14 protein-coding genes are annotated in these 13,706 nt (G+C 60.8%); 11 read left to right on the top strand and 3 right to left on the bottom strand.

Annotated features, from left to right (window positions below):
• The first annotated feature begins 4 nt into the window (after positions 1-4).
• From PMI09_RS22225 to PMI09_RS22215, 3 genes are read left to right on the top strand one after another with little or no spacing between them, the layout of a single operon-like run.
• Positions 5-676 (top strand): amino acid ABC transporter permease, encoded by a 672-nt coding sequence (locus PMI09_RS22225; RefSeq protein ID WP_037083812.1) that lies wholly within the window; start codon positions 5-7, stop codon positions 674-676.
• On the top strand, positions 673-1,332 hold the full coding sequence (locus PMI09_RS22220; RefSeq protein ID WP_007799718.1) for an amino acid ABC transporter permease: 660 nt from the start codon (positions 673-675) through the stop codon (positions 1,330-1,332). The genes PMI09_RS22225 and PMI09_RS22220 overlap by 4 nt, the downstream gene beginning before the upstream one ends.
• Positions 1,310-2,035, top strand: coding sequence for an amino acid ABC transporter ATP-binding protein (locus tag PMI09_RS22215; protein WP_007799716.1), 726 nt, complete (start codon positions 1,310-1,312; stop codon positions 2,033-2,035). The genes PMI09_RS22220 and PMI09_RS22215 overlap by 23 nt, the downstream gene beginning before the upstream one ends.
• Before the next feature lie 328 nt (positions 2,036-2,363).
• On the opposite strand, the gene PMI09_RS22205 is transcribed toward PMI09_RS22215, so the two are convergent.
• Positions 2,364-2,552: a hypothetical protein gene (locus tag PMI09_RS22205; RefSeq protein WP_037083788.1), complete on the bottom strand. Its 189-nt coding sequence runs from the start codon at positions 2,550-2,552 to the stop codon at positions 2,364-2,366.
• A 679-nt stretch (positions 2,553-3,231) separates the two neighbouring features.
• Here PMI09_RS22205 and PMI09_RS22195 point away from each other — a divergent pair.
• The 8 genes from PMI09_RS22195 (at position 3,232) to PMI09_RS22160 (ending at position 11,797) form a co-directional block, all read left to right on the top strand.
• Positions 3,232-3,573: a hypothetical protein gene (locus PMI09_RS22195; RefSeq protein WP_007799713.1), complete on the top strand. Its 342-nt coding sequence runs from the start codon at positions 3,232-3,234 to the stop codon at positions 3,571-3,573.
• A 1,060-nt stretch (positions 3,574-4,633) separates the two neighbouring features.
• A complete protein-coding gene (locus PMI09_RS22190) occupies positions 4,634-5,410 on the top strand; it encodes a FadR/GntR family transcriptional regulator (RefSeq protein WP_037083784.1) in 777 nt (258 codons plus the stop codon).
• A gap of 39 nt (positions 5,411-5,449) precedes the next feature.
• On the top strand, positions 5,450-6,433 hold the full coding sequence (gene denD, locus PMI09_RS22185; protein ID WP_037083782.1) for a D-erythronate dehydrogenase: 984 nt from the start codon (positions 5,450-5,452) through the stop codon (positions 6,431-6,433).
• Between the two features lies 1 nt (position 6,434).
• Entirely contained in the window at positions 6,435-7,211 is a 777-nt protein-coding gene (locus PMI09_RS22180; protein ID WP_007799707.1) for an SDR family oxidoreductase, read from the top strand.
• A gap of 98 nt (positions 7,212-7,309) precedes the next feature.
• Positions 7,310-8,377 (top strand): ABC transporter ATP-binding protein, encoded by a 1,068-nt coding sequence (locus PMI09_RS22175; protein WP_007799705.1) that lies wholly within the window; start codon positions 7,310-7,312, stop codon positions 8,375-8,377.
• Positions 8,378-8,537: 160 nt separating this feature from the next.
• The gene (locus tag PMI09_RS22170) at positions 8,538-9,854 is read left to right on the top strand and encodes an ABC transporter substrate-binding protein (protein ID WP_007799703.1); all 1,317 of its coding nucleotides are present in this window, start codon (positions 8,538-8,540) and stop codon (positions 9,852-9,854) included.
• 94 nt (positions 9,855-9,948) lie between these two features.
• Entirely contained in the window at positions 9,949-10,881 is a 933-nt protein-coding gene (locus PMI09_RS22165) for a carbohydrate ABC transporter permease (RefSeq protein ID WP_007799701.1), read from the top strand.
• Between the two features lie 16 nt (positions 10,882-10,897).
• Positions 10,898-11,797, top strand: coding sequence for a carbohydrate ABC transporter permease (locus tag PMI09_RS22160; RefSeq protein ID WP_007799699.1), 900 nt, complete (start codon positions 10,898-10,900; stop codon positions 11,795-11,797).
• 24 nt (positions 11,798-11,821) lie between these two features.
• On the opposite strand, the gene otnC is transcribed toward PMI09_RS22160, so the two are convergent.
• Together otnC and PMI09_RS22150 are read right to left on the bottom strand one after the other, a co-directional pair.
• Positions 11,822-12,490: a 3-oxo-tetronate 4-phosphate decarboxylase gene (otnC, locus tag PMI09_RS22155; RefSeq protein ID WP_007799696.1), complete on the bottom strand. Its 669-nt coding sequence runs from the start codon at positions 12,488-12,490 to the stop codon at positions 11,822-11,824.
• Between the two features lie 16 nt (positions 12,491-12,506).
• Positions 12,507-13,505 (bottom strand): LacI family DNA-binding transcriptional regulator, encoded by a 999-nt coding sequence (locus PMI09_RS22150; protein WP_037083808.1) that lies wholly within the window; start codon positions 13,503-13,505, stop codon positions 12,507-12,509.
• Between the last annotated feature and the right edge of the window lie 201 nt (positions 13,506-13,706).

Raw genomic sequence — 13,706 nt, 5'->3', positions numbered from 1 at the left:
TTTCGTGAGCTACCATTTCGAATTCGGATGGCTGCTTCAGTATTACCCGCAGATCGTCAAGGGCATACTGATCACCATCGAGCTTATCGCGATCGGCGGTGTGCTCGGCATTTCGCTTGGCACCTTCTGCGCCTGGGTGCGCGCGCTTGGACCTGCCTGGCTGAAACCCGTGATCGCCGCCTACGTCGAGCTGATCCGCAATACGCCGTTCCTGATCCAGCTTTTCTTCATCTTCTTCGGCCTGCCGTCGCTCGGCCTGCAGCTTAACGAACTGACGGCTGCCAATCTCGCCATGATCGTCAATCTCGGCGCCTATAGCTGCGAGATCATCCGCGCCGGCATCCAGGCGACGCCGAAGGGACAGTTCGAGGCGGGCGCGAGCCTTGCCATGACGCCGTTCGAAACCTTCCGCCACGTCGTTCTCGTGCCCTCGCTCCAGCGTATCTGGCCGGCACTCTCCTCGCAGGTGGTGATCGTCATGCTCGGTTCCTCGGTCGTCTCGCAGATCGCCGCCGAAGACCTGACCTTCGCCGCCAACTTCATCCAGTCGCGCACCTTCCGCGCCTTCGAGGCCTATATCGTCTCGACCGCCATCTATCTGGCGCTGGCGATCCTGCTTAGGCAGGTGCTTTCGGCAGTTGGCGGGTTCATCTTCCCGAGGAGACTTACGCGATGATCGAGTTCACCGTCTGGGACATCCTGCGCAACCTGCTGCTTGCCACGCGGTGGACCATTCTCCTCTCGCTGGTCTCCTTTATCGGCGGCGGCGCGGTCGGGCTGATGCTGCTCTTCCTGCGCATCAGCAAGCGGAAATCACTCAGGGCCTTTGCGAAATACTACATCGAGCTTTTCCAGGGCACGCCGCTCCTGATGCAGCTCTTCATCGCCTTCTTTGGGCTTGGCCTTTTCGGCATCGACGTGCCGGCATGGCTTGCCGCCGGTCTGGCTCTGATCTTCTGGACTGCCGCCTTCCTCGCCGAAATCTGGCGCGGCTGCGTCGAATCCGTCGCGAAAGGCCAATGGGAAGCCTCCGCCAGCCTCGGCATGGGCTGGCTCCAGCAGATGCGTTACGTCATCCTGCCACAGGCCTTGAAGGTCGCCGTGCCGCCGACGGTCGGCTTCTCCGTCCAGGTCGTCAAAGGAACGGCGCTGACCTCGATCATCGGCTTCGTCGAATTGTCCAAGGCAGGCACCGTCGTCACCAACGCCACCTTCCAGCCCTTCACCGTCTACGGGTTCGTCGCCCTCATCTATTTCGCGCTTTGCTGGCCTCTGTCGAAGAGCAGCCAGATCCTCGAAAGGAAGCTCAATGTCGCTCATCGAAATCACTGAAGTCCGCAAGAGCTACGGCACGAACGAGGTGTTGAAGGGCATCAACCTGGACGTGGAGCCCGGCGAAGTCATCGCCATCATCGGCAAGAGCGGTTCGGGAAAATCGACCCTGCTTCGCTGCATCAACGGCCTTGAGACCATCACTCAAGGCTCGATCTCGGTGGCTGGCGCCCAGCTTCTGGACGACGAGGTGCACTTGAAGGCGTTGCGCCTGAAGGTCGGCATGATCTTCCAGCAGTTCAATCTCTTCCCGCACCTTTCAGCCGGCGGCAACGTCATGCTGTCGCAAACCGTCGTCAAGAAAAAGGCGAAGGCGGATGCCGAAGCGGTCGCCCGCAAGATGTTGGACCGCGTCGGCCTTGGCCATAAGTTCGATGCCTATCCCGACCAGCTTTCAGGCGGCCAGCAGCAGCGCGTCGCCATCGCTCGGGCGCTTGCCATGCAGCCGATCGCACTGCTTTGCGACGAGATCACCTCGGCGCTCGACCCGGAACTCGTTGCCGAAGTGCTGGCTGTCGTGCGCGAACTTGCCGCCGAGGGCATGACCCTGCTTATGGTGACGCATGAAATGAAATTCGCGCGTGATGTCTGCTCGCGCGTCCTTTTCATGCATGAGGGCAAGGTCCATGAGATCGGTCCACCGGAAGAGTTGTTTGCCGATCCGAAGACGCCGGAGCTGAAGCAGTTCTTGGGCGTTCATTGATTGGTAAGAGCTTGTTAATCAAACTGAGTGGGAGAACTTACCCCCGCGTTCCGAAGTCTCAACCCTGCGGCCTTCGGTTGAGCGGGAAGGATCCCTTCGATGCCGGCAGCGCCGGGTCATTTCCTCCGAGGCATGTTTTTGAGTGTAGTGCACATCGATCTCGGCCGAGGAAGCGCGGTCGGCGCGAAGTGATCAGAACACCGGGAGCCGGCCAATCGTAGTTTCCGGCAACCGATCCCATCGGCCCTGATCCACTTGGCGGTACGCTCCTTGCCCACGATGGCGAGGTCCTTGTCGGTGGCGAAGAGTGGGAGGCGGTCGAACGAGGTCACTTCTTCTTCGCCTTTGCCGCCGCGCGTCGCTCGTCATAGCGAGCCATGAAGCGTCCGCCGTCAGCCAGCGCTCGTTCGATCGAGAGGTCCGCCGTCGATTTGCGCGTGCCGCCCTTCCTGCTGAAAACAATGCCGCCGGCGGGGAGCGCCGAGAGCTGTAACTGTCCGGTGGTGTCGGAACGCATGCGGATTGGTGGGCCGCGACAGAAAGGCTACGTGAGGCGGGCGAGGGCGGCGGTCAAGTGTTCGTGATAGCCCTCGCATCTGCTTGATGGTGCGGCATTTTCGCGTCAAGGACGCAAATCATCGCGGCGGGGAGATTCCATATGAGCAGATTTCACGCATTTGCTGCAGCTGGAATGATCGTTTGTCTGACCGCGATCATTTCAGCTTGTACGACGACACCACGAAATCCGAACCCGCCTGATTACCAATACCAACCGAGGACTTCCGTGAATCCGGCCTGTGCGGGTGGGTTCAGACCGAGCAACGAGCGGTCGTGCAGCTACTGACCCGGTTGCGACTCGGTCTCACTTGGGCTCCTGCAACTCGGGACGCGGCTCGATGGACTGGCTGCGCTTTACGACCATCAAGCGCGACGAACTATTCGACTTGATCGCAGGAAACTTTTAGGGCGCGAAATGCGCGCTTGCCCGCCGAAAATGCGGTCTTTCTCTTCAAGGTCACCAATGGCCGGCGCGGTCACCAGCTGCGCCAACACAAGCAGCGCGCCGGCCGGTTGACTCTGCTACGCGGCCGATCGCCACGCCGCAACCCATCCGCGAAAAGCGCAAGTCTCGGCACACGCAACGTTCATCGGCGGTTCAGGCTTGATGGCTCTATGTAGTTAGCGAGGAGGAGTTCATGATGAAGAAGCTCTTATCCGCCCTCACAGCAATGAGCCTAGCTGCATTTTTCGCCCTACCGCTAAACGCCGCGCCGATGTTCGTGTCGATATCCGAGCAAGCGCAAACCGGCGATGTCGTGCAGATCAAAAACCGGCACCATGGTCATTGGGGTTCGGATCGCTATTGGAACCGGCGGTACGCCTACCGCTCCTGCCGTTACTACGGCAACTGCTACCCTCGCCACTACGGGTACCGCGATTATCCGAGGTACTATGGCTATCCTCGGTACTACGGCGGCTATCCTGACTATTACGGCTATCAGCGGCGGTCGGGAGTGACCCTGTATTTTGACTTCTAGCCGGTAGCGCTCGCAGGTTAGGAGAAGGGTCGCAACGATTGCGACTCCAGCGACGATCCAAAACGGTTCACCCCTCAATGCGGCCGTTGCTCTCGTTCGGGCGGCGGCTTTTTCTTGCGTTGTCAACCGCAGACATCGGAATCAAAAAAGACCGCCTGGGGTTTAGCCGGGGCGGTCAGCGCGGATTCGATGTCCGCTGACCCGGTGAAGGGGAGGAACACCGGGCGCTGCTGCTCGCCTCATGGGAGGGGAATGAGGCGACAACAACCTATCGGCTGACCGCACCTTGCGAAGCGCTTGCGGCACCTTCACGTTCGATGGAAGACTTCGTCGGTCAGGAGCAGGAGAAAGTTCTCGTCGTCGATCTTATTCGCAACTTGGCCGTCTTCGGTCATAACTAATCGACGACAGGTGCCCGGGGCCTCCCGTCTGGCGGGGATGACGGAAATTTTCGTTGTTCGACAATAACGAGGCGGCGTCCAGAAGCGTCTGCACAGTTTATTCGTGCAGTATCTTCAAAGATAGGCATTTGCGATCACGAGGGTTGATATCGGTGCGAACCGCAGATGGGGTTCCATCTCGTGGGGATCAATAGCCCGAATGGGTTGGCCGCGTTTAAGGAGTGCAGCATGCGCCGTCGGCGCGAAGGCCGGCGGGTTTTCTTTTTACCACGACGAGACAAGCAAAAGCCCGGCGCCGGCTCCCCGCCGCCGCCGCCGGGCCTGATGCGGACCTGGATGCGCTGCAGGGGATTAACTGGCGTCGCGAAGAAGGTTCCGGCCGCGAAACAGTTGGCTGCGCGCGCCTATTGTGAGGTTCTTGCGGAGGTGAAATCAGGTACTGCAAAAATGCGTCGCAGAACATTCGCGCCGCTCTCAGATCGTTGAGCGTGACTTCGTCGACCACATGCCGAAGCGCAAGGTGAGCAACGGCGCCGTTGCACAGCCGATTTTTGATGCAGTGCAGCGACGAACCTCTATTGACTGGACATGATTTTCGCGGCTCCATGGCAACTGATCTGCTGGACCAACCAGTGGGTCAGTTAGAGGTGATGACGGCGATGTATGGCAGCCCGATACTCACGCAGATGCCGAAGGTCGGACAAAGTCTCGACCGGCGCACGGCTCGTGACCTTATCGCCGACAAGCTGATGGTGCTAATCGCCACCAACATGCTGCGTCCCGGCGACGTCTTGCCGGGTGAACGGGAACTCGCCAATGTGCTTCATGTCAGCCGCGAGACCGTGCGCGGTGCCATCCAGACGCTTTCCGCGCGCGGCATCGTCGAGGTGTCTCAGGGCAGCCGCACGCGGGTCTGCAATGTCGACCTCAGTCATCTCACCGTTACCATCGCATCGCCCAACGCCATCGACAGCTACGATCTCGACGATGTTCATGCGGCCCGGTTGCATATCGAGCTGAAGGTCGTCGGCGATGCTGCCGATCGGATTGATGAAGAGACGCTGGGCAAGCTCAAAAGCCTGCTCGAAGCGCAGAAGTTGTGTGGCGATGACGCCATGCGCTTCCTGATCTGCGACCGCGAATTCCATATCGGAATCTATCGGGCTTGCGGAAACCCGCTGCTTTGCGATTTCGTCACCGATCTTTACACCTACATGATGGACCACCGGCGCAGCGCGATGTCACGGCCGGGCGCCATAGATGCGAGCTACGACGACCACACCGAGATCGTGGAGGCACTGGAGCGGCGCGACCGGGACGCGGTGGTTGGCGCCTTTCGACAGCATCTCACCCGGATCTACGACACGACGAAGGAACTGCTTGGCGTAACTGGGCAGCCGAAGCGGGAAAAGAGCAAGAGCAGGACGAAAACGTGATCCGGCTTGGCCGGCAGCAGGTAGAAAGGTTCACCGAGTATGCATGTCATGGTGATTGGAGCGGCCGGGATGGTTGGCCGAAAGTTGGTGGAAAAGTTCGCCGCAAAGGCAGGCGTGCTTGGCTACGATATTTCCAAGCTGACGCTGGTTGATGTCATCGAACCGCCGGTGCCGCAGGCGCTGTCGGCCGCTGCAACGACACTTGCGCTTGATCTTTCAAAAGACGGTGCGGCTGAGAAACTCGTCGCTTTGCGGCCCGGCGTGATCTTCCACCTCGCGGCGATCGTTTCCGGTGAGGCCGAGGCTGATTTCGACAAGGGCTACAAGGTCAATCTTGACGGAACGCGGGCTCTGTTCGAGGCGATCCGCCATGAGGGTTTGCGGGAGCCCTATGTCCCGCACGTCATCTTTGCCTCGTCGATCGCCGTTTTTGGAAAGCCTTTTCCGGAAAAGATCGGCGATGAGTTCTTCACCACGCCACTGACGAGCTACGGCACGCAAAAGGCGATCTGCGAACTGCTTCTCGCCGACTATTCGAGGCGCGGCATTTTCGATGGTGTCGGCATCCGCCTGCCGACGATCTGCATCCGCCCCGGCAAACCCAACAAAGCGGCATCCGGCTTCTTTTCCAATATTCTCCGCGAGCCGCTGGCAGGTCAGGAGGCGGTGTTGCCGGTGGACGAGAACGTGCGCCACTGGTTTGCAAGCCCGCGTTCGGCGGTCGGCTTCTTCATTCATGCCGCGCGGATGGATACGTCCGCAATCGGCCCGAGACGCAATCTGACCATGCCTGGCCTTTCCGCCCTCGTTGGTGAAGAGATCGAGGCGCTTCGGCGTGTGGCTGGTGAGAAGGCCGTCAAGCTCATCCGCCGTGAGCCCGACCCGGTTATCGGCTCGATTGTTTCAGGCTGGGCGACCGATTTCGACGCACGGCGTGCTTGCGAACTGGGCTTCAGAGCCGAAACCAACTTCGACGAGATCATCAGGATCCATATCGAAGACGAACTCGCAGGACATATTTGAGATGGTTCGCGCTTTGAAATCCGGCGAAGGCAAGATCGCATTGGTGACGGGCGGTGGCACGGGCGTCGGACGCGGCGTCGCCGAGGCCTTGAGCACGGAGGGTTATACCGTGGTCATCACCGGCCGGCGCGCCGACGTGCTCGACAAAGCCGCTGGCACCATAGCGGCGCAAACGGGAGGCATCGTGCGGGCGGTCGTTGCAGATATCGGCGACCCGGCTGCGGTCGCTCGTCTTTTCGAAGCGATCCGCACGGAGTTCGGCCGGCTCGACCTCTTGGTCAACAATGCCGGTTCCACCGTGCCGCCAGTGTCGCTGGAGGATGTGACCTTCGAGCAATGGAGCGGTATTGTCGCCGTAAACCTCACGGGTGCCTTTCTCTGCACACAGCAGGCATTCCGGCTGATGAAGGCGCAGGCGCCGCGCGGCGGGCGGATCATCAACAACGGCTCGATTTCGGCCCAGACGCCGCGGCCGAATTCAGCGCCTTACACGGCAACCAAGCATGCGATCACGGGGTTGACCAAGTCGACCGCGCTCGACGGGCGCAGATATGACATCGCCTGCGGCCAGATCGATATCGGCAATGCCGCGACCGACATGACGTCGAAGATGAATTCCGGGGTGTTGCAGGCGAATGGCGAGACCGCCAGTGAGCCGACGATCCCGGTCGCGCATATCGCGGAGGCCGTTGTCTACATGGCAAGCCTGCCGCTGGAGGCGAATGTGCTGACGATGACGGTCATGGCGACGAAGATGCCGCTGGTGGGGCGAGGGTAAGGGCAGTCGAAAGGGAACCGGACGGGGTCCAAGAACGGCATGAGGAGGCCGCCGGACAATCCGCCGATTTCAGTTGAAACTCACAGGGAGGAAAGCATATGGCAGGCGTTGACTTCGTCGATGTCAGAAAATCATTCGGAGCCTTTCCCGTCATCAAGGGCGTGAACATCGAAATCGAGGATGGCGAATTCGTCATCCTTGTCGGCCCCTCGGGCTGCGGGAAATCGACGCTTCTGCGAATGCTGGCCGGGCTTGAAAACATTTCGGCGGGCGAAATCCGCATTGGCGACAAGGTCGTCAACACCCTGCCGCCCAAGGATCGGGATATCGCCATGGTGTTCCAGAACTATGCGCTTTACCCGCATATGACGGTCGCCGACAATATGGCCTTCTCGCTGATGCTGAACGGCTCGCCGAAATCCGAGATCGACAAGCGTGTTGGCACCGCGGCGGGAATTTTGGGGCTTTCAAAGCTGCTTGACCGCTATCCGCGCCAGCTCTCCGGCGGCCAGCGCCAGCGCGTGGCCATGGGCAGGGCGATCGTGCGCGATCCGCAGGTGTTTCTCTTCGACGAACCGCTGTCGAACCTCGATGCGAAACTGCGCGTAGCCATGCGCGCCGAGATCAAGGAACTGCACCAGCGGCTGAAGACGACGACCGTCTACGTCACGCATGACCAGATCGAGGCGATGACGATGGCCGACAAGATCGTCGTCATGCATGACGGCATTGTCGAGCAGATCGGTTCCCCGCTTGAGCTTTATGACAGCCCCGCCAATCTTTTCGTCGCCGGTTTTATCGGCTCGCCGGCGATGAACATGATCAAGGGCAGGCTCGATCCACAAAATCCGAACAGCTTTATCGCAACCGATGGGATGGCGCTGCCCGTCGCGCGGCCGCCGTTAGCGGGAAGAGGGCGCGATCTCATTTACGGCCTGCGGCCGGAATATATGTCGCTCGACCCGAACGGGTTTGCCGCCAGTGTCGCGGTTATCGAGCCCACCGGCTACGAAACGCAGATGATCGTGCGCTTCGGCGGAACGGACGTCACCTGCATTTTCCGCGAACGCGTGAACGTGCGGCCGGGAGAGGCAATCCACTTGTCGATCGATGCCAATCACGTTCACCTGTTTGATGCCGAAACCGGAGCGCGGCTGACCGACTGATACCGCCCCGTTTGCGGCTGCGCGAGGGAAGAGGAGCCCTGGCGCATCCGGTTTCGGGGCCGGCTTTTCCGGCCGTGCCGGAAGCCATTGCCGCCGCATTCGCCAAACGGGACGGCGGGTGCCGGTACGGATATGTCCCGTGCCACGAAGGAGGAGCATGATGACTTTCAAGAGACGTGATTTTCTTACCGCATCTGCCGCGATCGCGGGCATGGCCGGTCTTTCGCCTTTCGGCATCCGTCCGTCTTTCGCTCAAGCGGCGGAACCGGCCTACAAGCCGGAGGAAGGTGCAAGCCTCAGGCTGCTGCGCTGGACACCCTTCGTCAAGGGCGATGAGGATGCATGGCTTGCCAATACCGCAAAATTCACGGAAGCGACCGGGGTTGCGGTCCGCATCGACAAGGAAAGCTGGGAGGACATTCGCCCGAAGGCTGCGGTCGCTGCGAATGTCGGGTCCGGGCCGGATCTGGTGATGTGCTGGTTTGACGACGCCCACCAATACCCGGACAAACTTGTCGATCTGACCGAGCTCGCCAACTATCTCGGCGGCAAATATGGTGGATGGTACGATGGCGTGAAAGGCTATGCGACGCGCGACGACAAGTTCATCGCCATGCCGCTGACGGCCATCGGCAACGCCGTCTGCTACCGTGACAGCCACATGAAGGCGGCCGGCTTCAGCGAATTCCCGAAGGATACTGATGGTTTCCTCGAACTCTGCAAGGCCATGAAGGCCAAGGGAACGCCCGCCGGGTTCCCGCACGGCAAAGCCGTCGGCGACGGCAACAACTATGCCCATTGGCTGCTCTGGAGCCATGGCGGCAAGATGGTCGATGAAAGCGGCAAGGTTGTCATCAACAGCCCCGAGACGCTGAAGGCGATCAACTATGCCAAGGCGCTGTACGAGACCTTCATTCCGGGCACCGAGAGCTGGCTCGACATCAACAACAACCGCGCCTTCCTCGCCGGCCAGGTGTCGCTGACGGCCAACGGCGTCTCGCTCTATTATGCGGCGAAGAAGGACCCGGCGACGGCGGAACTTGCGGCCGATATCCGCACCACCAACTTCCCGGTCGGCCCGGTCGGCCAGAGCGTCGAACTGCATCAGACGAGTTCGCTGCTTTTGTTCAACCACACGAAATATCCGGAAGCGGCCAAGGCTTACATCAAGTTCATGATGGAGGCCGACCAGATGAATGCCTGGATCACGGGCTCCAGCGCCTATTGCTGCCAGCCGCTCAAGGCCTTCGCCAGCAATCCTGTCTGGACGTCCGACCCGATCCACGCGCCCTATGCGCGCGCTTCCGAAACGCTGCGTCCCAACGGCTATGCCGGGCCGCTCGGCTATGCGTCCGCCGGTGTGATGGCCGACTATGTGCTGGTCGACATGTTCGCGACCGCCGTCACGGGGCAGAAGACACCGGAAGAGGCGATTGTCGAGGCTGAGCGCCGAGCAAACCGCTACTACCGGGTCTGAGCCGGCGGCGGCCCGCAAGGCCGCGAAGATAGGGTATCGGCGGAAATGCTGCCGCCGGTCCCCATTCCCAAATTCGTCATACGGGAGATGTCCGATGCCCAAAGTATCGTCCAGGAAGCCGCCATCGGCGATGGCTTCGCTCATGCAGAACAGGAATATGATCGGCTTCCTCTTCATGCTGCCGGCCGCCGTCTTCCTTGTCTGCTTCCTGACCTATCCGCTTGGTCTGGGCGTCTGGCTCGGCTTCACCGATACGCGCATCGGCCGTGACGGAGTGTTCATCGGGCTGGAAAATTACATCTTCCTTGCCGAGGACTCGGTCTTCTGGCTCGCGGTCTTCAACACGCTTCTCTACACGATCGTCGCGTCGATCCTGAAATTCGTCTTCGGGCTCTGGCTGGCGCTGCTGTTGAACGAGAACCTGCCGTTCAAATCCTTCTTCCGGGCGATCGTGCTCTTGCCCTGGGTCGTTCCGACGGTGCTTTCGGCGCTGGCCTTCTGGTGGATCTACGATGCGCAATTCTCGATCATCTCCTGGTCGCTGATGCAGCTCGGCGTGATCGACAGCCCGATCAACTTCCTCGGCGATCCGACGAATGCCCGGGCCTCGGTGATCGCAGCCAATGTCTGGCGCGGCATTCCCTTCGTCGCCATTTCGCTGCTCGCCGGCTTGCAGACCATTCCCGCTTCACTGCAGGAGGCGGCATCGCTGGACGGCGCGACAAGCTGGCAGCGCTTCCGCTACGTCACGCTGCCGATGCTGACGCCGATCATTGCCGTCGTCATGACCTTCTCGGTGCTGTTCACCTTTACCGATTTCCAGCTCATCTACGTTCTCACCAAGGGTGGGCCGGTGAATGCGACGCATCTGATGGCGACGCTGTCCTTCCAGCGCGGCATTCCCGGCGGACAGTTGGGCGAGGGGGCGGCGATCGCCGTGGCGATGATCCCCTTCCTGCTTGCCGCTATCATGTTCAGCTTCTTCGGCCTGCAACGCCGCAAATGGCAGCAGGGCGGCCAGGATTGATTGGGGGAGAATGACAATGGCCACGACCGTTAAATCCGAAGACGCCGTTTTGACCGATGACGTACAAGGAATGAGCTATCTCAATCGCCTGCCGCGCCGGATCGTGATGGTTTATCTGCCGATGGCGGTATTCGTCTTCGTGCTGCTCTTTCCGTTCTACTGGATGGCGATCACGGCGATAAAGCCAAATTCGCAGCTGACCGACTATACGAACTACAGCCCCTTCTGGGTGGTTGGCCCGACGCTCGATCATATCAAGTACCTGCTGTTTGAGACCTCCTATCCGGGCTGGCTGTGGAACACGATGCTGGTTGCGACCTGCGCGACGTTTCTGTCGCTCGCAGCTTCGGTCTTTGCGGCCTACGCGATCGAGCGGGTGCGGTATTCGGGCTCGCGGCCGGTGGGGCTGATGATCTTTCTCGCCTACCTCGTGCCGCCCTCGATCCTTTTCATTCCGCTCGCCTTCATCGTCTTCAAGTTCGGCATCTACGACACCAAGTTGGCGCTGATCTTTACCTATCCGACCTTCCTCATTCCCTTCTGCACGTGGCTGCTGATGGGCTATTTCAGGTCGATCCCGTTCGAGCTCGAGGAGAGCGCGCTGGTGGATGGCGCGACACGCTGGCAGATTCTGATCAAGATCATCCTGCCGCTTGCCGTCCCCGGACTGATATCGGCGGGTATCTTTGCGTTCACGCTGTCCTGGAACGAGTTCATCTATGCGCTGACTTTCATCCAGTCTTCGGAAAACAAGACCGTGCCCGTCGGTGTGCTGACGGAACTTGTCCGCGGCGACGTGTTCGAGTGGGGAGCGTTGATGGCGGGTGCGCTGTTCGGCTCGCTGCCGGTGGTGATCCTCTATTCCTTCTTCGTCGACTATTACGTCTCGTCCATGACCGGGGCGGTGAAGGAATGAACACCTTGAAGTCCGATCACGTATTCAATCGTGGTCGTGGTCGTGATGCGACGGCAGGTCGAGGCCGAAGGTCTTGGTAAGATCGGCCACTTGCGCCGGGCTGAGGTAGCGGGGGTTGAGATTGCGCAGCAACAGATAGAGCTTCGCCGTCTCCTCCAGCTCCTCGGTAGCGAATACCGCCGCCTCCAGGCTGTCGCCGGCGACGACCGGTCCGTGATTGGCCAGAAGCACTGACGAATATTTGCCCGCCAGCCCGCGGATTGCGTCGGCCACCGCCGGATCGCCGGGACGATAGTAGGGAACGAGCGCCGTCTCGCCAGCGCGCATGAGATAGTAGGGGGTCATCGGCGGCAGGGCGGCGCGCGGATCGATCTCCGGCAGCATGGTCAGCGCCACCGCGTGGGTGGAGTGAAGATGGACGATGGCGCGGGCGCTGCCGCGCGTAGCGTAAAGTGCCGTGTGAAGCGGGATTTCCTTGGTCGGCTTGTCGCCGGCAAGATGCCGGCCTTCGGCATCCAGCCTTGAGATGCGGGCCGGATCGAGGAAGCCGAGCGAGGCGTTTGTCGGCGTGACGAGCCAGCCGCCATCCTCCAGCCGCAACGAAATATTGCCGGACGAACCGGGCGTCAGCCCGCGCTCGAACAGCGAGCGGCCGTAGCGGCAGATTTCCTCACGCAGGCGCGTGTCGGACATGACAGTTCCTCCTCAATCAGGCGGTTGCCCCTTCGATCAGCTCGAAACCGAGATCGACGACCTGGGGTGGCGCGTTGGCGACGACGAGCTGCGCTGCCATCTGTCCCGTCGCCACGCGCGGCGTGCGGATGGTCGACAGCGGCTGCGGCGTCGCCCGGCCGATATCGAGGCCGTTGTAGCCGAAAATGGCAAGCTGCGAGGGGATCGAAATCCCCCGCGCCAGACAGTGAAAATAACCGCCGAGCGCCATGTCATCATTCGAGAAATAGACTGCTTCGAGACCGGGCGTGCGGGCGAGCAACTGCTCCAGCCCCAGCCTGCCGTTCTCCACCGATGATGCTCCAGCCAGAATTTCGTGGTCGGCGAGCGGCGCGTCATGCGCGCCGAGCGTTTCGCAAAAGCCGGAAAACCGCTTGCCGGCGCGGGTATCGCGGTTCAGGTCGTGACCGACATAGCCGATCCGGCGATAGCCCCGCTTGAGCAGGAAGGCGGCACTGTCGCGTCCGGCCGCGCGGTTCGAGAAACCGACCGAAATGTCGAGAGCATCGCCGTCCACATCGAGCAGTTCCACGATCCGGCAACCGCTCGCGCGCAGCATCTTTACCGTGCCCTCGGTGTGCTCGTATCCTGCCAGCATGACCGCAGCCGGCCGCCAGGCGAGCATCGCGGCGGCGAGCGCTTCTTCCTTCTCGGGATCATAATCAGTGACGGAGAAAACTGCCTGATACCGGTTTTCCTCCAGGACGGCGCTGGCGCCTCGCAGCACATCGGGAAAGACGATGTTGGACAATGAGGGAATGACGAAGGCGACAAGACGCGAACCGGTCGAAGCCAGCGTTCCCGCAATCCGGTTCGGCACATAGCCGAGCCGCTCGACCGCAGCCATCACCCGGTCCCGCGTCTTGCCGGAAAACGAGCCGTGGTTGCGCAGTACGCGCGACACCGTGCTCTCGCCGACACCGGCTGCTTCGGCGACCTCGGCCAGCGTCACCGTCGCCTGATGTTTGAATTCCATGGTCACTTTTGAACCCAGCTCTGCGACGACTTCCTCGTCAGCGGGCATGCCCGCGCGATGATCCATCGGCACCCATTTTTCACCGCTGCCGCCAAGAAGCAAGATTTTTTTGGCAGCGCTACCAATTTTGTATTGGCAGCGCTGCCAAAATGGATTAATGAAAATGGCAGCGCTGCCAAAAGTGGCTTGGCGTGCCGCGGG

Source organism: Rhizobium sp. CF122, assembly GCF_000282035.1.
In the GTDB taxonomy this organism is placed as follows: domain Bacteria; phylum Pseudomonadota; class Alphaproteobacteria; order Rhizobiales; family Rhizobiaceae; genus Rhizobium.
Note: the sequence above shows the minus strand (reverse complement) of the source record. Positions and strands in the feature narration are given on the sequence as shown.